15 protein-coding genes are annotated in these 19,961 nt (G+C 59.1%); 7 read left to right on the top strand and 8 right to left on the bottom strand.

Going from position 1 to position 19,961, the window contains the following annotated elements; genetic code table 11:
- Positions 1 to 314: 314 nt before the first annotated feature.
- The 5 genes from C7476_RS03180 (at position 315) to C7476_RS03200 (ending at position 7,685) form a co-directional block, all read left to right on the top strand.
- Positions 315 to 1,736 carry an efflux transporter outer membrane subunit gene (locus tag C7476_RS03180; protein WP_281032672.1) on the top strand — a complete coding sequence of 474 codons (1,422 nt, stop codon included), beginning with the start codon at positions 315 to 317 and terminating at the stop codon, positions 1,734 to 1,736.
- A complete protein-coding gene (locus C7476_RS03185) occupies positions 1,736 to 2,830 on the top strand; it encodes an efflux RND transporter periplasmic adaptor subunit (protein ID WP_114428419.1) in 1,095 nt (364 codons plus the stop codon). Before C7476_RS03180 ends, C7476_RS03185 begins: the two co-directional genes overlap by 1 nt.
- Positions 2,827 to 5,904 (top strand): efflux RND transporter permease subunit, encoded by a 3,078-nt coding sequence (locus tag C7476_RS03190; protein ID WP_114428420.1) that lies wholly within the window; start codon positions 2,827 to 2,829, stop codon positions 5,902 to 5,904. Before C7476_RS03185 ends, C7476_RS03190 begins: the two co-directional genes overlap by 4 nt.
- Positions 5,905 to 6,195: 291 nt before the next feature.
- Positions 6,196 to 6,489: an ArsR/SmtB family transcription factor gene (locus tag C7476_RS03195; protein ID WP_114428421.1), complete on the top strand. Its 294-nt coding sequence runs from the start codon at positions 6,196 to 6,198 to the stop codon at positions 6,487 to 6,489.
- Positions 6,490 to 6,572: 83 nt separating this feature from the next.
- The gene (locus tag C7476_RS03200; RefSeq protein ID WP_114428422.1) at positions 6,573 to 7,685 is read left to right on the top strand and encodes an alkene reductase; all 1,113 of its coding nucleotides are present in this window, start codon (positions 6,573 to 6,575) and stop codon (positions 7,683 to 7,685) included.
- Between the two features lie 423 nt (positions 7,686 to 8,108).
- Here C7476_RS03200 and C7476_RS03205 read toward each other — a convergent pair whose 3' ends face one another.
- Together C7476_RS03205 and C7476_RS03210 are read right to left on the bottom strand one after the other, a co-directional pair.
- Positions 8,109 to 10,004: a DNA/RNA non-specific endonuclease gene (locus tag C7476_RS03205; protein WP_114428423.1), complete on the bottom strand. Its 1,896-nt coding sequence runs from the start codon at positions 10,002 to 10,004 to the stop codon at positions 8,109 to 8,111.
- A gap of 439 nt (positions 10,005 to 10,443) precedes the next feature.
- Complete coding sequence (locus C7476_RS03210; RefSeq protein ID WP_114428424.1) at positions 10,444 to 10,971, bottom strand: MarR family winged helix-turn-helix transcriptional regulator; 528 nt, start codon at positions 10,969 to 10,971, stop codon at positions 10,444 to 10,446.
- A 143-nt stretch (positions 10,972 to 11,114) separates the two neighbouring features.
- On the opposite strand from C7476_RS03210, the gene C7476_RS03215 reads away from it, so the two are divergent.
- Positions 11,115 to 12,044 carry an arginase family protein gene (locus C7476_RS03215; protein ID WP_114428425.1) on the top strand — a complete coding sequence of 310 codons (930 nt, stop codon included), beginning with the start codon at positions 11,115 to 11,117 and terminating at the stop codon, positions 12,042 to 12,044.
- 313 nt (positions 12,045 to 12,357) lie between these two features.
- Here C7476_RS03215 and C7476_RS03220 read toward each other — a convergent pair whose 3' ends face one another.
- Positions 12,358 to 12,942: a TetR/AcrR family transcriptional regulator gene (locus C7476_RS03220; RefSeq protein ID WP_114428426.1), complete on the bottom strand. Its 585-nt coding sequence runs from the start codon at positions 12,940 to 12,942 to the stop codon at positions 12,358 to 12,360.
- Positions 12,943 to 13,062: 120 nt separating this feature from the next.
- On the opposite strand from C7476_RS03220, the gene C7476_RS03225 reads away from it, so the two are divergent.
- Positions 13,063 to 14,289 carry an MFS transporter gene (locus C7476_RS03225; RefSeq protein WP_114428427.1) on the top strand — a complete coding sequence of 409 codons (1,227 nt, stop codon included), beginning with the start codon at positions 13,063 to 13,065 and terminating at the stop codon, positions 14,287 to 14,289.
- Between the two features lie 275 nt (positions 14,290 to 14,564).
- Here C7476_RS03225 and C7476_RS03230 read toward each other — a convergent pair whose 3' ends face one another.
- The 5 genes from C7476_RS03230 to C7476_RS03250 all read right to left on the bottom strand — a co-directional run bounded on the left by C7476_RS03230 (position 14,565) and on the right by C7476_RS03250 (position 19,941).
- A complete protein-coding gene (locus C7476_RS03230) occupies positions 14,565 to 15,191 on the bottom strand; it encodes a methyltransferase family protein (protein ID WP_114428428.1) in 627 nt (208 codons plus the stop codon).
- 356 nt (positions 15,192 to 15,547) lie between these two features.
- Complete coding sequence (locus C7476_RS03235) at positions 15,548 to 17,152, bottom strand: serine hydrolase (RefSeq protein WP_114428429.1); 1,605 nt, start codon at positions 17,150 to 17,152, stop codon at positions 15,548 to 15,550.
- Between the two features lie 268 nt (positions 17,153 to 17,420).
- Complete coding sequence (locus tag C7476_RS03240) at positions 17,421 to 18,389, bottom strand: quinone oxidoreductase family protein (RefSeq protein ID WP_114428430.1); 969 nt, start codon at positions 18,387 to 18,389, stop codon at positions 17,421 to 17,423.
- A 50-nt stretch (positions 18,390 to 18,439) separates the two neighbouring features.
- Complete coding sequence (locus tag C7476_RS03245) at positions 18,440 to 19,006, bottom strand: TetR/AcrR family transcriptional regulator (protein WP_114428431.1); 567 nt, start codon at positions 19,004 to 19,006, stop codon at positions 18,440 to 18,442.
- A gap of 155 nt (positions 19,007 to 19,161) precedes the next feature.
- On the bottom strand, positions 19,162 to 19,941 hold the full coding sequence (locus C7476_RS03250) for an alpha/beta fold hydrolase (protein ID WP_114428432.1): 780 nt from the start codon (positions 19,939 to 19,941) through the stop codon (positions 19,162 to 19,164).
- Between the last annotated feature and the right edge of the window lie 20 nt (positions 19,942 to 19,961).

Raw genomic sequence — 19,961 nt, forward strand, 5'->3', positions numbered from 1 at the left:
ATGTCGAGCTTTGTTTAGCCGATCGGACGTACATGGGAAGATTTTTGGTCTCACCGACGTGAGATGGCTGATCGCCAGCTATGGCGTTCGGCCGCCGTGGTGCGAAAAACTCTTAACAACACAAAATCCAATGCAATGGCAAATCCGAATTAATGCCGCCTGATGTTGCTTAGAAGAAAGTTCACGGAGCCATGCTGTACTCATGGAGACCCTGCTGTTTCCCTCGGAGTGATAACTTACATTCGATCCGATATATCCAGCGCGGGAAGAGCGGGATTGTTAGAACAGCGAAGAAGACCGCATCTCGTAATGTTATCGGCGTCGGCAGTGTTGTTGCGTGTCTCTTCATCTCGGGCTGCACGACACTCGCCGATCTTCAGAAACCTGACATGAAGATCGCAAATATCTGGCACGCGACTCTTCCACATGACGGCCGGACCGGCGATCTCGTGTCCTGGTGGTCGGACTCCTTCGATCCGTCGCTGACCGCCCTTATTACGGCGGCGCAGGCGAAAAATCCCAGCCTCGAGACCGCCGAGGCGGAGATCGGGAAGGCTCGCGCCACGCTGGCCTCCGCGCAGGCGAGCCTCTTTCCGGGCCTTGGCGGCTCGGGATCGCTCACGCACTCGGGTACGGGCGGCGACAAGGCCAACCGGGTTGCCGTCGCCACAACGGCGAGCGGCAGCCTGGATGCCTCCTGGGAGATCGATCTGTTCGGCAAGACGCGGCAGAAGAGCGAAGCTGCACGGTTTCGCGTTCACGAGCGAGTCGCCGATTGGCACGATGCTCGCGTGTCGCTCGCCGCCGAGGTGGCGGACTATTATGTGCAGTACCGTGCCTGCCGGCAGCTGGAGCGGGTCTATACCGCTGAACTTGCCTCGCAAAGCGAGACGATCCAGGCAATGGAAACGGCGGAGACCTCCGGCTTCACGTCGAGCGCCGACCTTGCGCTGGGGCGGGCGGGCGTCGCTTCCTCCGCCTCCACATTGACCGCTCAGCGCGCCGAATGCGAGATTCTCGTCAAGTCGCTGGCCCGCCTTACTGGTGGCGACGAGCCTCACGTCCGCAACCTTCTGGTGAAGGGCAAGTCGGGAATTCCGACGCCGAAGACCCTTAAACTGTCCGCCGTGCCGGCCGACGCCTTGCGGCAGCGCCCTGACATCAACGCGCTGGAACTCGAGATCGCTGCATCGCTCGCGGAAGTCGGCGCAGCGAAAGCGGACCTCTATCCGAGCCTCAGCCTCGGCGGCTCGGTGACGATCAACAGCTCCAAGCTGATGGGAACCTCGCTGCCCTGGTCCTTTGGCCCGGCTCTCTCGATCCCGCTCTTCGACGGCGGTTTGCGCCGCGCGGCAGTGGGAAGCGCGACGGCCGCCTATGACGCGGCAGTGGCCGCCTACAAATCAGGCGTGCTGGATGCGGTCGCCGAAGTCGAGACCGCGCTCGTGCGGATCGACGGTACGCGACGGCGAATCGGCGACTCCACTGTCGCTGCGCGCAGCTACCGCGCCTATTTCAACGCCGTGGATTCGAATTGGAAAGCGGGGGGCGCGAGTCTCCTCGACCGTGAGGATGCCCGGCGTTTGGCGCAGTTAGCAGAAGTCTCGCTCATCGAGGTCAGGCGCGACTCGGTGCGTTACTGGATCGCGCTCTACAAGGCGCTCGGCGGTGGCTGGAATGCGAACGTCGTCTCGCCCAAGGCTCTCCAGCAAAAGTCGAAGGAAAACCTGCTCTGATGCGACGACCGACACCTTCTCTCCTTGCCCTGATCCTGGGCGTGAATTCTGCTTTCGCGGCAGAGCCTGTGCTCGCCCAACAGGCGGCCCTTACCGTTGCCGTGGCGAAGCCCGCAGAACGCCGATGGCCTGAAACGGTACCCGCCAGCGGCTGGCTGAGACCATGGCACGAGGCCATTGTTGCCGCCGAAATCGATGGCCTGCGCGTGACCGATGTCCTTGTCGATGTCGGATCGGTCGTCTCCAAGGGTCAACCGCTCGTGCGCCTTGCCGACGAGAGCGCGCGCGCAGAACTGCGTAAGGAAGAGGCAGCGCTGACAACTGCCAAGGCAGACCTCGCCAAGGCCAAGGCGAACGCCGACCGGGCACGCAAGGTGCGGGGAAGCGGCGCCCTTTCTGACGAGAAGATCACCGAATATCTGATCGCTGAGCAGACGGCGATCGCGGGTGTCGAATCCGCCGATGCCTCGTTGATAAGCCAGAAGATCAAGCTCGCCCAGGCGACCATCGTCGCCCCGGACGACGGACTGATCATCGCCCGCTCGGCCCAACTTGGCGCCGTCGTCTCCTCCGGAACGGAACTGTTCCGTCTGGTTCGCCAGCAGCGTGTCGAGTGGCAGGCGGAAGTGTCTGCGCGCTATTTACCTCGCATCAAGGAAGGCCAGACCGCCACGACCGTCGGTCCTGGTGATCGACGCGTCAAAGGAATCGTCCGGCTCGTCGGACCGACGGTTAGCACCGATACCGGACGGGCGCTCGCCTATGTGGCGCTGCCGGCAGAGGCGCATCCGCCCATCGGCCTTTACGTCACCGGACAGATCGAACTTGAGACCACGGCGGCGCTCACCGTCCCCGAGACGGCGCTCGTGCTACGTGATGGCATCGCTTACGTCTTCACCGTGGATTCGGGCAAGCGAGCGTCACGCATCCGTGTGGAAACGGGCCGCCGCAAGGGCAGCGAAGTCGAAATCCTCTCGGGCCTCGACCGCTCGACCGAGGTCGTAGCGACGGGTGGCGCTTTCCTTTCCGACAAGGCCTTCGTCCGGGTGACGGGAGACGCGCTCGTCCAGCTCGAAAAGGGAGAATCGCGATGAACTTTTCCGCCTGGTCGATCGGCAATCCGGTTCCCGCCATCCTGCTGTTCATCCTGCTGACCGTCGGCGGCCTCATCGCCTTCGACCGGCTCGCGGTGCAGAACTTTCCCGACATGGACCTGCCGACGATTCAGGTCAGCGCCTCGCTCGAAGGTGCGGCGCCGGCACAGCTCGAAACGGAAGTCGCGCGCAAGATCGAAGACAGGCTCGCCTCGCTGAGCCTCCTCGACCACATCACGACGACCGTCACGGACGGGAGCGTCACCATCAATGCGTCGTTCCAGCTGGGAAAGGACAGCGAGGAAGCACTGAACGAGGTGCGCAATGCCGTCGATAGCGCGAGCGGCGACCTCCCTTCCGAGATGCAGGCGCCGGGCGTGACCAAGGTGACGGTGCAGGGCTCCACTCTCCTAACCTATGCAGTGCGCTCCACGCGTCTCAACGAGACGGAACTCTCCTGGTTTGTCGACAACGACATGGCGAAAGCCCTGCTTTCTGTATCCGGCGTCGGCGAGGTCAGTCGGATCGGCGGAATCGAGCGTGAAGTGCACATCGACCTCAACCCTCAGCTCATGAGTTCGCTCGGTCTCAGCGCCGCGACCCTTTCCTCACAACTCAAGTCCGTGCAGTCGGACACGTCTGGCGGTCGAGCCGGGATCGGCGGCGGCAAGCAGGGGATCCGCACACTCGGGGCGGTTTCCTCGATCGAGGAACTGAAGGCGCTCGCAATACCGCTTCCGAGCGGCGAGTTGGTGCAGCTGGCCGAGATCGGTACGGTGACGGACAGCTTTGCTGACCGCTCGTCGATTGCCTATCTCGATGGCGAGCCGGTGATCGCTGCCGAGATCAAACGATCGAACGGCTTTTCAGATACGGGCGTCGCGGCCGCCATCGAAGCTTCCATGCAGGACTTCGCGGCCGCTAACCCCGATATCGAGATCATCAAGGCCTACAGCACGGTCGGGCCGGTCGTCGAAAACTACGACGGCTCCATGCACATGCTCTATGAGGGTGCAATTCTAGCGGTCGTGGTGGTCTGGCTCTTCCTGCGCGACTGGCGGGCGACCTTGCTTTCGGCGGTGGCGCTGCCGCTCTCGGTCATTCCGACTTTTCTCGTGATGTATCTGGCGGATTTTAGCCTCAATACGGTGACGCTGCTCGCGCTCTCCCTCGTGGTGGGCATCCTCATCGACGATGCGATCGTCGAGATCGAGAACATTGCGCGCCACCTGCAGATGGGGAAACCGCCGAAGGAGGCTGCGCTCGAGGCAGCCGATGAAATCGGTCTTGCCGTCATTGCCACTACCTTGACGCTCGTCGCGGTCTTTTTGCCTACGGCTTTCATGAGCGGCATTCCGGGCCTGATCTTCCGCCAGTTCGGCGTGACGGCAGCCGTGGCGGTACTCGCCTCGCTGGTCGTCGCGCGCCTGCTGACACCGATGATGGCCGCTTACATGATGAAGGCGCATCCGATCGAGCAGAAGGATGGCCGAATCATGCGCGCCTACATGGCCGTCGTCCAAACCTGCCTGCACCATCGCACGCTGACGGTCCTCGGCGTCTGCATATTCCTCGGGCTCTCGCTCTCGACGATTACCATGCTCAGCGCCGGCTTCCTGCCCGCATCGGATGATTCGCAGACGAAGGTCACACTGGCGCTTCAACCCGGCAGTTCGATTGAACAAACGGACGCTATTACGCGGCGGGCGGCAGATATGGTTTCCGGTCTGCCGGATGTCACGCGGGTGTTCTCCGCCGTCGGAAGCGCCTCGTCGGATGGCCTGACCGATTCCTCCATGACCATCGATACGGCAACCGCCTCGCTCGTCGTCGATCTGAAGAAGATCGGCGAACGCAGCCGTAAGCAGGCCGAGATCGAAAACGACATCCGGCAGGCGCTCGCCGTTCTCCCGGGCGTCAGAATCGAGGTGGGTACGGGTGGCAACGGTACGACGCTGGAAATCACGCTGGCCAGCGACAATTTCGATGCACTCGACCGGGCAGCTAGCGCGCTCGAAGAGCAATTGCGCGCTCTCATGGGTATAGGCGCGGTGTCCTCTAGTGCCTTCCTCCAGGCCCCGGAAATCCAGATCGTGCCTAACTTCGACCGCGCCGCCGCCCTCGGCGTCACGTCGGAAGCGATTTCCGAGTCGGTTCGTGTGGCGACAAATGGCGACTATTCCTCCTCGCTCGCCAAGCTCAACCTGCCGCAGCGCCAGCTTTCGATTCGCGTCCGGTTCAATCCTGACAACCGGACGACACTCGACGACATCGCCAATCTTCGCGTTGCCGGCGCCAGGGGCAGCGTCGACCTCGGCTCGGTCGCCGACGTCGGGATCGGCGGTAGCCCGTCGGAGATCAGCCGCATCGACCGCTCCCGAAACGTCAGGCTGTCGGTCGAGCTCAACGGCCGCATCCTCGGCGATGTCTATCGCGAGGCGAAGGCGCTTCCGGCCCTTCAGAACCTTCCCGATGGTGTCAAACTCGTTGAACAGGGCGAGTTAGAGCGCAGCTCCGAACTTTTCGACAACTTCGCCATTGCCATGGCAATCGGTATCTTCTGCATCTATTCCGTGCTGGTTTTGCTCTTTCGCGACTTCCTCCAGCCGCTGACCATTCTCAGTGCGCTTCCTCTATCACTCGGCGGCGCACTGCTGCCGCTGGTGTTGACCGGCACGAGCTTCTCTATGCCGGTGGTGATCGGTCTCCTGATGCTCATGGGCGTCGTGACGAAGAATTCGATCCTGTTGGTCGAATACGCGATCGTCTCGCGGAAAGCCGGTTTCTCGCGTTTCGATGCCCTCATCGACGCCTGCCACAAGCGGGCCCGCCCGATCGTCATGACGACAATCGCGATGGCTTGCGGCATGCTTCCGGTGGCCCTCAGCATCAGCGGCGGTGACCCGAGTTTCCGTCAGCCGATGGCGATCGTCGTCATTGGCGGTCTGATGACCTCCACCATCCTCAGCCTCGTCGTCATCCCCGTCGTCTTCACCTTCGTCGATGACCTGCTTGAACTCCTCAAACGCCTCGGGGTTGGAACAAGGGCTGCTCAAAATCGTACGTTCTCATGACTGTCATGGGGATGAGAAGCATGTTGGTATATCGCTGACTTTACCTCGACCTCATCTGATGTCGAATCGGACGACCATCGATCATGCTCTCATCCACGGAGATTCCATCACGGTATAGCCCTTTCGAGTTTGAGGCGCATTGCCATTGGCCTTACACGTCAAGAGTTTTCTACATGGCAAGCCTCCTTGTATCCCGCTGTTGGGGTGAAGTTGCCTAATTAAAACGATCACTATATCGTGTATTTCCGATATAAGTATTGTCTTGTGACAATGCAGTCATATCTTCGCGGTATGAAGAACGATGATATCCTCAAGGCGCTGGCCCATCCTGTCAGACTGCAGATCGTGCATTGGCTGAAGGATCCTGATCAATATTTTTCAGACCAGGAGCACTCGTTGGAGCTTGGTGTATGTGCAAGCATGTTCGCCCGCTGCGGCCTGTCCCAGCCGGCAGTTTCTGCGCATCTTGGCATGCTTCAAAAGGCGGAACTGGTAACCACTCGACGTGTTGGGCAGTGGATTTATTACAAGCGCAACGAACAGACGATCGCTCGCTTCATACAGAATCTGACCGAGGAAATCTAATCAGCTTCCAATCATGACACCGGATTGGGGCTGCCGGTGCCAATGTCCTCCCAAAGAATTTGCCCCTGAATGAAAGGTTTTCCATGCCTACTCTTTTTGACCCTATCAAGGTTGGCGATATCGAACTTGCCAATCGTGTCGTGATGGCACCCTTGACGCGCAATCGGTCGCCGAACGCGATTCCAGGTGACCTGACCGTAACGTACTATACCCAGCGAGCAACGGCAGGGCTCTTGATTACCGAGGCAACTGCAATCTCTCATCAAGGACAGGGTTACGCCGATGTTCCAGGTCTGTATGCGCCGGAGCAACTTGCGGGCTGGCGAAAGGTAACCGATGCCGTTCATGCTGCCGGGGGAAAGATAGTCGTGCAGATGTGGCATGTGGGACGTATCTCCCACAACACACTTCAACCGAATGGTGCCGCTCCCGTCGCACCTTCCGCGATAACAGCAAAATCCAAGACGTTTCTGATCAATGCTGATGGTTCTGGCTCATTTGCGGACACATCATCGCCACGGGCACTTGAACTGTCCGAGCTTCCGGGCATTGTCGAGGATTATCGCAAGGCGGCGCGAGCTGCCGTCGATGCAGGTTTTGATGGGGTAGAACTTCATGCCGCCAATGGATATCTGATTGATCAATTTTTACGATCAGGCAGCAATCACCGCACCGACGCCTATGGCGGATCGATCGAAAATCGCGCGCGTTTTTTGCTTGAAGTGCTTGAGGCAATTATGAAGGAAGTCGGTGCGGAACGCACGGGCATCCGCATCTCTCCGGTCACCCCAGCCGGCGATTCGTCAGATCCTGAACCACAGCCGCTTTTCACTTACGTTGCGGAAAAACTAGCGGCCTTTGAACTCGCCTATGTCCATATCATAGAGGGTGCAACAGGCGGGCCCCGCGACTTCCAGCAAGGTGAGAAGCCCTTCGATTATGCAGCGCTGCGTGCGGCTTACACGCAAGCCGGGGGCAAGGCTGCGTGGATGGTCAACAATGCCTACGATCAGAAATTGGCTGAGACCGTGGTCAAAAACGGCGATGCCGATTTGGTAGCATTCGGAAAGCTATTCCTCGCCAATCCCGATCTAGTGAAGCGTTTGCGCGAACGTGCCGATTTTAATCAACCCGACCAGTCAACGTTTTATGGCGGCGGGGCGAAGGGCTATACGGATTATCCTGCTCTGTCGTGATGCAGCCATATATGGTCATGGCCTGATTAGCGTGAGAGGTGGCCCCCTGCCTCTCACGCTTCCCACACAGCGGTGGGATAGTTTCGTAGAGTGCAAGTTCCTGCTTTGCACCCGAAAATCGCATAGTGGCTCTGTCGCGACCGGGACTTCGCGACAATCGGTTATCCTGGGGACTGTCGGTATAGACACCAGCCGGAGTCGCTACACTCGGTGCGGTAGGTTCTTTTTCGGTGATGACGTCTGCAAAGCCCGGAAAACCTTGTCGAATGCACCGACCGCATCGCAGGCAGTTTTCGCAATCAGCGCCGCTGTGGTTAAATCTATCATGGTATCGTCCTCTCATGGGCTTGAAAGCCTGACAGGGTTACGCGGACGCAAGCTTCATGCGGAGAATCTAGATCTGGTTCAAACCGCTGTCGACAATCACAAGCGAATATCGCCCGGCGCGTGAATTTCAGTGATCGGGCTTTTACGATCGATAAGGGCCTCAGGCCGGGCGGGTCGGGTGACCAGTTCAGGATTGACCGTAATGTCCGCTTCATTTAGCGCGCTGAAGTCTAATGCCGTTTTTACAGCCAGTTCCGCCAGCGAAATTTGATATATGCGCAACGGGTCAAGATCGAGTGTTTCAAGATCACTCAATAGGTTCTCCTGAGACAGAATGAAGGCCGTGCAACGCAGGCGGCTATCGCTTCCAACATAGGCGATCAGTTTCCAGAATGTGCGGGGAACGAGTGCATCGCGATAGGGTGTATCGTCTTTGCCAAATATCGGTCCGCCCTGCACAGATAGCTTGATATCCTTCAGGTCGGCCTGTTCGAACACGAGGTTTTCGAGCTCGCCCCACAAACCTTTGCGCGACGATTGATTGAAGCGCTCATGCTGGGGCGCGATGTTGGTGAAATAGAACGAATCCCGGTTGGCTTGCTCTGCTTCAGGCACCGGCCCCCAACAAAGATCGGCACGTCGGGCGATGTGGCCACGGTCGACGCGATTATCGACATAGAGTTCGTCACCGAGCTGGTATTTGGCATCGATGCGAGGGTCGAGGCCGAAGCCGCGCCGTGGCAGAATCACCATGCGCGCGCCGTCGATATTCCACGCGACGTAACGCGCCATCCGCCGCTTGGCGCTGAGGCACACCGAGAAATGTGTGTAGGGGATGGTCTGGGCGCGGCCGAAGTTGACAGCGTCGCGCTTGAAAGCCGTTGACAGGCCGGGCTCGGAAACGGCTACACCCAGGAAGTTGGGATCGTAGCCGGCGCGCGGAACGGTGGTCGCCATCCCCTCATGAGCCATTGTGATGGCTAACTCGGGCTCAAGCACAAAGTCGAGCTTCTTTTGGACCGAGGCGGCGTAGCAGGCGAGGGCATGTTCGTCTGCAGCCGCGTCGGTTTCGCCGGCAAAATGCAAGCCCGCGAAAATATCCGTCGCTTTGCCCTTGTCGAAGATCAACCAGGCCGACCCGGAGTCGCCACCCTTGGTGATCTCACCATCCGGGGGAAGGTCGCTCTTGTCTGGTCCTATCTCGAACCCACCGATCGCCTGCTCACCGGCTGGAACACCGTAGTCGATTTTCGCCATGACATCGACACGGCGGACGATCCCACGCGTGTTTGCCGTTGTCCGCCCGGACTTGATCACCCTGTCGCCTAACGCTACGCGGGCCATGCGCTTCGGTACGACGTCAAGGCCGTAGACGGAGCGATCGTAACCGCGCGAACGAATACGCGCGAGCGCGCAGTCGCCGGCCGCGCCAAGATGACTCCTAAGCAGGATTCCCGCCTCGTTGAGGGCTGTGTTGTTGTCGTCAAAGGGACCGGGTTGCACAATCGTATCACCGATCTTGCCGGTATTTCCATTGAGAACGTGCCAGTTGGACAGAATACAGGGAGCTCCGGTGGCGCGGTCGAAGACAACGAGGCCGACCGTTCCCGCCGTTTCAGCGATATGGGCGACACTTATCCCGGGACGGAGTGGATCGACACGCTGGCGGCGCAGGTCGAGTTGCTCAGGCGCTACGATCTTATAAGAGGGACGATACGACCGCTCGATAACGTCAGTGGGAACTGGTTTGCCATTGACCTCGATCATCTCGGGGATACGGTTTGTGACGAGCGCTTCCAAAGCCGATTCACCTTTCGCCCCGACCGTGAACTGTAGGCAGATCGGGCCTTCGCCGTTTTTCAATCCGATACCTACGGAGGTGATATTGGGATCTTTGAGATAGTCGGCGCCCTTGGCCCGAATGTGTTGACGCAGTTCGTCTTCAGTGACCTCGCCTGAAGCTTTGCCGCTACGGATTGCCTTTCGTGCCATGACTTCCTCCTGACGATGACCAAAGTTACGAATGCACTAAACCCCGGACGGCTGGCTGCGATGTTACGATTCCGGCATCTACCTGTTACGGCTCAAACCATGGCAGAGTGGAACACCGTCACCAGCATTCTCGACTAAAATGCGGGCCCAGCGCATTCGCGTGCAATTTTCAGTGTGAAAACTCCCCCGGGGATGATGTACCTTTTTTCTCAGCGGCCTTCGATCCAAACTAAATAGGTGGCCCAGACAAAACATGCTTTGGTTTTCTCGACCCCGATTGCAAGGGAGTGCGCCAGGTACCTACCGATCGGTCGATTGTCGAAACACTACTTTTCCCTGACAAAAACGCCAATGACGCTCTCCAATGCGCTCGCCGACAGATGGAACATCCAACGAACAGGGCTGGGAGGTTGAACCAAAGCATGGATATCAGCCTAATTCATGACGCCTCCTTGGTCAGTCGCACAGCTTCACGTTCCACGGGGCAGATTTCGGACACGCAGATGTCTTCGTCACAAAGCCTGCAGATGTGGTCGGCATGTGCGCGGTTCCGTGTGAGGTGGGTCAACATTGTTGCCAGGATTTTACCAAGCAGTTGCATCGAACTCGCATCGATGCTGGCCAGCGCATCGCGCAGCACCTGATCGCGCGCCGTGACAATCCTCGCGCGCAAGGCACGCCCCTTGGCGGTGAGCCGCAGCGCGACTTCACGGCGGTCCTTGCCCGATTTGCGCTGGACCAGCCCTCCCGAGACGAGGTCCTCCACGAGGCGAACTGCGACCGAATGCGTCAATCCGAGGGTGCGTGCCAGCAGTTTGATGGTTGTGCCGGGATAAGGGCCAAGCGTCACCACTGCCGCACATGCGCTGGGACTGAGCCCCGAGGCTTTTCTGCCGGCAGCAAGGATTTCGTCGGTGAGAGAAAGCGCGAAGGCGCCGAGCAGGTTGGGCGTTATGTCACGTGTCATTTCTCCATTATATTCGTTCGGAATACATATTCAATGGAACCCGCCTGAGGATCTGGGCATTCAGCTGTTTTAACAATGCCCGACGATCGATGCCGCGAACTGTCAAGCACCGGACTTAATGGAATGAGAAAAAGGAGAATACGATGTCCATGCGTCCTTACGCCCTCATTGAGGCGCCTTCTACGCTGGGTCTGGCGACCGACGGCGTCGAAGGCCTCTCCGACAGGCTTCTTGGCTTCGGTCTTGCCGAGCGCATCAACGCACGGCGCGCCGGCCGACTTCAGGTACCGCAGAAGGATCCGGCGCCCGATCCCGGCACGCTTACACTGAACGCCAAAGCCATCGCGGATTGGTCGCCCAAGCTGGCGGCTGCCGTAGAAGCGGTGTTGGATGCGGGCGAATTTCCGGTGGTGCTGGGCGGCGACTGCACGATCTTACTGGGTTCGATGCTCGCCCTCAGGCGGCGCGGTCGCTACGGGCTGCTCTTCATCGACGGCAATGCTGACTTTTTCCAGCCAGAGGCGGAGCCCAACGGCGAGGGCGCGTCCATGGACCTTGCCTTCGTTACCGGATACGGGCCAGCGCTGTTGACCGATATCGAAAACCGATCTCCGCTGGTGCGGCCCGAAGATGCCGTGGCGTTCGCCTTTCGCGATCACGAAGATCAGGCGAGATTCGGCAGCCAGCCCCTTCCCCCGGACCTTCCTGCCTATGATCTCCACGCTGTGCGTAGCATGGGTGTGGAAAGCGCCGCTCGCGCCGCGGTTGACCACTTGATGCGGGTGGCGCTGGATGGTTTTTTCATCCATCTCGACGCCGATTGTCTCGACGATGCCATCATGCCGGCGGTCGATTTCCGTATGCCCGGCGGACTGTCGTGGGATGAACTTGAGGCAGCGCTTCGCATTGCCTTGGAGAGCGGAAAAGCGGTCGGCCTCGAGGTCACCATATACAATCCACGTCTTGACGAGGACGGCAGCGCCGGCCGCCGCCTGGTCGATGTGCTGGCAGCAGCCCTTGGAACGGCAGCGCCAGGCTGGCCTGCGGCGCGCCGTAGCGGGTGCGCGAGGTAATAGGCGGCGCCTGCCTGTTCCAGCGAAATTGCCGGGGCAGGTGACACGCGCTTGCGTTGTATCTCCCAAGGTCTTTGCTGCGCCCGCAACGACGGTTTTGAAGCTGTGTGATCATTGCAGCAGGCTGCGGCACATCGAGGTTGTGCTGGGCCGTGGGGATGGCTTTGATCCCGGTTTGGTTGAGAACGAGACCGGTAATTCAAACGCCTAGCGGCGCTGAGATGTTGATCTTCTACTCCCGCGAGCGGAGAGATAGACACAATGTGCCTCGCGGCCGACGGGCGGTCCATCCGATCAATATCGACCATCAATGCTACTTCCGAAGTCCCTCCAGCATCGCCCTGAACCCCGCGACTGCCCGCTTCGAAACCGTCTCCGGCTTCTCCGCATTGGCGATCCACAGCGCCATGTGGCTGCTGGCGCCATTGATGAGGCGGGCGGCGGTTTCGGTGTCGATGTCGATGATCTCGCCATCGGCCTTGAGACAGTCGATGCTATGGGAGAGGGCTGCGATGCAGCCGGGGGTGTTCTGCCATTGCGAGATGTCGCCAAGCACGGCAGGGCCGTCGCGGAACATGATGCGCTGGATCTCGGGCTCAAGCGCCATTTCGATGTAGGCAGCGCATTCGTCGACAAAACCCTGCCAGCGGGTGGGGGCCGATGCCGAAACCTTGTTGAGGCGTTCGGTCATTTCCGCATCGATTTCCATAATGACGGCTTGGAGCAGACCCTTCTTGTCACCGAAATGGTGATAGAGGGCGCCGCGAGTGAGGCCAGCCTCGCCGGTGAAATCATCCATGGATGCTTCCGCATAGCCAATCGTGCCGAAGGCGTACCGGCCTGCCGCAATGAGCTTTGCGCGGGTCTCAGCGATCATCTCCTGTCGCGGCCTGGCCATCTTGTCTCCTTTTTGACATACGGTGCGTCTTTTCATTTGACATACGTGGCGTATGCAACTATGTGCTTAACATACGCTGCGTATGTATGCCGTCCATTAAATACCGGAAAGGATTGTCTCATGTCAAATCCGTATCAAAAGATATTCGCGGCACCTGGGGCCAAGGGCTTCTCTGCAGCCGGCTTTTTCGCGCGTCTTCCCATCGCAATGGCACCGATCGGCATTGTTGCAATGCTCTCCCAGGCGTATGGCGAATACTGGCTCGCCGGCGCGGTTTCGGCGACCTACGCGCTGACCAACGCGCTGGTTTCGCCGCAGATTTCGCGGGCGGTCGACCGGCTCGGCCAGACGGCGGTGGTCGTGCCGACCACTGTCGTGTCGGTGGCGGCCTTCATCGCGCTGATCGCAGCGGCCAACCAGAACTGGCCAGCCTGGACGCTGTTCGTCTCGGCCTTCCTTGCGGCCGCCATGCCAAGCATTCCGGCGCTGATGCGGGCCCGCTGGACAGAGCTTTTCCGCAACCGGCCCGAGCTCAACACGGCCTTCGCGTTTGAAAGTGCCGCAGACGAGCTGGTTTATATCGCCGGGGCCTCGCTGTCGGTGGGGCTTGCGGTGGCAATGTTCCCGGAAGCCGGCATGATGGTGAGCACGGCTTTCCTGGCACTCGGGACGGCCGCCTTCATCCTGCAGCGCGGCACCGAGCCCAAGGTGCGTCATGTCGCGGGCGTCGTTTCGGCGGGCTCGGCGATCCGACAGCGTCCGGTGCAGATCATCACACTCGCCCTTGTCTTCGTTGGCTCGATCTTTGCAACAGCTGAAGTCAGTGCTGTCGCGATCACCAAGGAGCTCGGGCAGCCTAATGCCGCGAGCCTGGTGATCGGCGTCTACGCGGTCGGTTCCTTCGCGGTAGGCCTGATCATCGGAGCGCTTAACCCGCGCATGGCCTTGCACCGTCAGCTACTGATCGCGGTCGTGGCACTCGCGCTGACCGCGTTGCCGCTGCTCGTCGCCGCCAGCTCGGTGACCCTGCTTGCCATCGCCGTCTTCGTGAGCGGCATCGCGATCTCGCCGACTTTCATCACAGCCTTCGGCCTGATCGAGCGCCGCGTACCGCAAACGATGCTGACCGAGGGTGTAACTTGGGTGATGACAGGTATCGGTATCGGCATGGCACTGGGCGCCTTCGTTTCGGGCTGGGTGGTGGACAATTATGGGCCCGAGAACGGCTTTTGGGTGTCTGTGGCGGCCGGAACCACGACCGTCGTGATCATCGCGCTCGGCCAGCAGTCGCTTTCGGGCGACTGCACCGACGATGGTGATAGCGCGGTGCCGCAGCCGGCGAAGTAACAGCGCAGATGGAGCTGTCACCTTATATCTGGCTTAGTTGGCATGGTCAGCCCATCGCAAACTACAAGAATCATCGCTTTCCGCTCAGTCTGCGCCGCGTTGAAGGAATGAACGCGGGATTGCTGTACCCGATAGGAAGTGTTGACTCCCGACGTGGAGCGCCTGCAGTCTTTCGACGTCAGGTATGTAGGAGACGTCTCGCCCCGCGGCAAATTTATTGCTCGTTTTGCGTTCAAGGTTGTGCCGCCCACAGAAAGGGTAAGAGAAGTTGGGAATCAAGGCAGTCTGAACAGAACAGGCAGATAACCCCACTCCTGTCCTCGTTGGATCAGCTCGAATGCCGGTGCCGCTAGAAAGAAGACCAACCCGTCCCGGAGGGTCGATCGAAGCCTTTCGGGATAGAACGTTACGATTTCGCTATCCTGATAAAGGGAGAAGTTTGGAATGAAGCGAGGCACCACCGCACAATAAGTTTGATACGGCGTTCCGAATGCCTTGCGCAGGAAGGCTTCCTCGCGGAAAATGACGATATAGAAGGCAAGCACCGTCGCTGCTCCAAAGAAGAGGCCGACGGTGAGGCTCCCCGTTTGCGCACCAACGCCTGCCGAGCCGATCGCTGAGAACACATAGAGCGGATTGCGTGCTATCGAATAAGGCCCCTTGGTGACGACCTCGGCCGCCTTGCGCCCGCCAAGGTAAAGCGTGCACCAGAGCCGTCCAATGATCGCCACGCCGATTAGTCCGATGCCGGTTATCTCAATTACGTCATTCTCATAATGTGCGTCGGTAAAAACGGGACCGCAGAAAAGCAGGCCAACGACAACGATAAGGAGCAGGGCGAATAACGCCGAACGGCGCATCTTTTGAAATCTGCTCAAGGATTTTAGCTCGGGATTACTCATATGGTGTCACACGGCGGTTTGTTGATAAGATTGCACACTTCGATCAGCCATATTTAGAGCACTGTAGAACTTGTCCTTTTGGTGGCTTTCGTCTTGGACCCAAGATGTTATTTTGGGGGCATGTGCTAATCCTCACGCCGCCTGGGCCGGTCACTTCTTGCCCGCTGTCAGGCTCAGGACAGGAGAGATTCTAAGGAGATCACCGAAAAAATTCGACCATATCGCGACCAGCCACGTACTGTCGGCGAAGCGTTGGAGATCGCAGCGCGGAATGGTCGAAAGGCTTTCGGCAAGGAGGGAACGCGAGGCCCGAACTAGGGCTGGACAGACGGCGCTTGGCTGCGCCGAGAGCGAAGCTAAGGGGAAGCGGGACGGTCAATCTCGATGCGAGTCAACACACCAAGCCCAAGCTCGTTCAGGTCGTCGATCTTGACCTGGCTCGCTTTCTGGTCTGGCCCGATTTCGAACGTGATCGCAACGGGCATGTTCGGCATCTCCGCAGACGGCCGATAGGTGTAAAGGTCTCTGTCAAAATGGCTGAGCGGGAAAACCGCCTTGCCTTCTGGCCCCAGGCGAATTTCCAGACCGTGGGCTTTTTCGGCTATAACCACCTTGCCAATATAAGCGTTGAAATAAGTACCGGCATAGGCAGACAGCGGTAGCGCTGGCAGCGGGGAGGCGGGCGGTGTCCCGTAACGCTTGACCGCGGCGTCGATCGCCGGCCCAAAGAGCTGCCCATAAATATTGTTCCATTCGACGACCCAGTCCTTTGTCGTCTTTCCGGTCATCGCGAGCTCGAAGAACGTGTCGGCAAGGCCCTCGGGAACACCCGTCGGGAAAGCGTTGGTAAGGACGACGATGCCGAGTTCCTCGGCTGGGAGCAAACTGACCAGCGTCCGTGCGCCGGTGCTGAAAGCGCCGGCGTGGCCCCAAACTTCGCCGTAACGGCCATACTCCACGTTCCAGCCAAGTCCGTAGAACGACCATCCGCCGGTCACCGGGTTTTTACCGCGCGCCATCAGCGGCATATGGGTCTGGCTGATCGCTTCTGCGTCGATGAGGCGCCTGCCATCATAATTGCCTTTGCCGAGCTCAAGCCGCATCCATTGAGCAAGGTCCCGCCCATTGGAGCTGACGCCGCCTGCGGGTGACTGCGGGTCGGGGTCGCGTTTGGCAAGCGCTCTCCATTTGCCGTCGAGCTGTGCGTGGAGGGTGGCGCGGTTTGTTCGCGTCAGGAAATCGGCGTAGCGCGAGCTGGTTGATGACATTCCAAGCGGTTTGTACAGCTTCGCCTCTGCCGCGTTCTCCCAGCTCATGCCTGCCGCTTTGGCCACAGCGACCGCGCCGGCGGTAAGGCCGAAATTGCTGTAGGAATATCCCGATCGAAAGCTGCTCTCCGGCTTGACCTGGCGGAGCCGCTGAAGAATCGCGTCGCGGTCATAGCCGATCTCTTCGAGTTCGTTTCCGGCCCCTCCGGGAAGGCCGCTGCGGTGAGAAAAGAGATCGCGCACGGTCACTTGTGTGGTCGGATAGGCGTCATAGAGCTGGAAGGATGGGTAGATGTCGGCCATCCGCGAATCCCAACTCGCCACCCCTTCGCTGACGATCGCCGCCACGACGGTCGAGGCCATCGGCTTGGAGAACGAGGCAAGCTGAAACACCGTATCGGCGTCGACCAGATCACTTTTGCCTTCTTCTCTAACGCCGAAGCCCTTCAAGTAGATCACCTTGTCCTGATAGACGACGGCAATCGAAATACCCGGAACCCCGTCATTGGCAATGACTTGTTGCGCCGCCTGTTCCAACTTTGGCAAGGCTGCCAACACCTTGTCTTTTGTCGCGTGCTCGAAGGACCAGGCGTGGCCGGAAATTGGTGCAATGCCCACCAATACTACCGGAACGAGACGTCGTAGGCACAAAACGCGGATATGCCCAGCATATCGCTTTGAAGATTCGGTCATCTCCATTCCCCTCGTATGGTGATGTCGTAACGATACACGAATGTGCGATCCTTGCTCAATGGCTAATTCGCAACCGCAGGTTGTGGGCCACAGTTTCGCCATGGATGAGGCATGGCTGTCTGGATGCCAGCCATGCCGCTCTTGTCGAACTCGAACGCAACGCTAGTGCCTCATGGACAGCGAGGGTTGGCAATTGTCCGCATCGGGAAAGACGCTCTTCGGATCGATGGAAGATCCAAAGCTGACCGTTGACCTGTTTACCGCCCCATTATGGAATCAACAGCAGCTTGCCGGTTGTGGTCCGGCTCTCCATGTCGAGATGCGCCCGAGCGGCTTCAGCAAGCGCATAGACGCCACCTATCTTCAACTTCAGCGAACCGTCCGCGACCCAGTCGAAAAGCTGCTGCGTACGACCGCGGAACAGCTCCGGGGTGTGGATATGGTCGAAAAAAGTCGCATAGCCGATTTTGATGCTTTTAGGCAGCTTCATGATATCCAATGGACCGGGCCCGCCGAGCACCGGCCCGTACCAGCAAAATGTACCGCAGCGGCGGAGCGAATCGAGTGAGCCATGGAAGGTTTTTGGGCCTGAACCGTCATAGACAACATTAACGCCTTCCCCCCCGGTCAGGTGGAGGACGCCCTCTGCGAACTGTCCCTCGGTATCGACGATGACGTGATCGGCACCAGCCTCCTTTGCTGCCGCGATCTTGTCTTCCGACGAGACGCGTCCGATCACGCGTCCGCCCTTCAACTTTATGATCTGGGTCAGGAGAAGGCCCAGCCCGCCGGCACCCGCATGAACGAGGGCGATGTCACCCGGCTGCACAGGATAGAAATCGGTGGCGAAGTGACTGGCGGTCAGACCCTGCATCATGACTGATGTGGCCGTACGATCATCCAGGGCGTCGGGAATTCTAACAAGCGAATCTGCCAAAATGGAATGGCGCTCGGCGTAGCTTCCGGGTGCGTAGACCCAAGCAACCCGATCGCCGACTGCAAAACCATCGACCCCATCGCCGACGGATAACACGCGCCCCGCGCCTTCAACGCCGAGAATTTTCGGGTTCGCCATCTCGGTCCACGCCATGCCTAGGCGCACACCAATGTCCATGAAGTTCACACCGGCCGCGGCGACTTCGACAACGGCATGTCCCGGCATCACCACCGGCTCTGCGCAATCGACGAAATCCATCACGTCGGTGCCTCCGACTTTTTTCATAACCACGGCTTTCATAGCCTCTCCTTTTCTTGACTGATTGTTCCAAAAATGGCTAAAATTTTTACCTACTCAATCGCGCGAAGCGCCAGGCGTCCGAGGGATTTCAATTGCTTTCGACTTGCGCCGCTGCGTGCGGCGATGCGGATGCCCGCGACGCTCGCAAAAAGGAAATCTGCCATCGCGTCGGAGGACAAAGTTCGGCTTATATCGCCTGCGGCTTGAGCCTCTTCCAAGCGCTGGCGCGTGGCGTGCATCAAACGTCGGTCTGCGGTTTGATAAATGTGTGTGAGTTCTGGTCGGCTTTGGCCGAATTCGCAAATCGAATTGATGCCGAGGCAGGCTTGCTCCGCTGTTTTTACCACGCGATCCACCATCGCCCGGATACTATCCACCGCGCGCGGTTCATTGCGCAGCATTATGAGGTGTGCATTGGTTTCTTCTGTCGAGTAGCGCTCCACGGCGAGGCAGTAAAGCTTCCACTTGTCGCCGAACGTGTCGTATAGGCTCTGCCTCCCGATCCTCATGGCGCGCACAAGCATGTCCGTGGATGTGCCGTCGAAGCCATGCTCGCGAAACACGCCGATTGCTGCGTCCAGCACCTGTTCTTTGTCGAATTCCTTAGTTCGTGCCATAAGCCTCATCTAGGAATAATGGAACGATCTGTCAAGAATGACGCTGTGAAATAAACTGGACCGGCATGGAAAACGCGGCATGGCCCATCATCAGGCAAGTACAAGGGCAGCATCACAATGCTGCCCTTGTGAGACGGTTCGCGCCGGGAGGCCAGCTATTTGCCCACGGCTGCGCTTTCAATCAGCCGCGCAACCGGTTCTGGATTTGAGACCATCACCACATGCGAAGCACCTTTGACGACGACGGTCTGGTGCGAATGCGCCCGCTCTGCCATGAATGCCAGAGACTGCGGCGGTATATTCTTGTCTTTGTCGCCGTAGATGAACCAAGACGAAATATGTTTCCAGGCTGGATCGCCCGATGCCTCATTCAGGGCCGATTCTGTCACCGGTCTTTGTGTTGCGGCCATTAGTTTGGCATCGACCTCGGGTAATTCTGCCGCAAACTGCTCGTGGAACTTGTCCTGCTGAATGTACAGGTCGGTGCCACCGCCGGAGAGCTTCACGGGCGGAGCGAGCGTCGGACCGAGCGTGCTCCCGGGGAATTTTCCTGTCAGTCCAACGGCGGTTTCGCCCGCTTCGGGCGCAAACGCGCTGACATAGACCAGGGCCTTCACGTTGTCATGGCCGTTTGCCGCCGAGCTGACGACGCTACCGCCATAGGAATGGCCGACCAAAACAACGGGCGATTTTATGCTGTTCACGATATCGGAAATGTAACCCGCATCGCTAGCGACGCCGCGCAGGGGATTGGCGGCTGCCACTATCGGATAGCCGTCTTTCTCAAGTATTTTGATGACGCCGTTCCAGCTCGACGTATCGGCGAATGCCCCATGCACAAGGACGATCGTTGGTTTAGCAGGCTGCTGTGCGTGCGCCTGCAAACCGCTCAACAGGACGCCCGCCATCGCGAGCGCCGCTAATAACTTGTTCATTTGAATTTTCCTTTTTGACA

The sequence above is a fragment of the Phyllobacterium bourgognense genome, assembly GCF_003337575.1.
GTDB classification, from domain to species: domain Bacteria; phylum Pseudomonadota; class Alphaproteobacteria; order Rhizobiales; family Rhizobiaceae; genus Phyllobacterium; species Phyllobacterium bourgognense.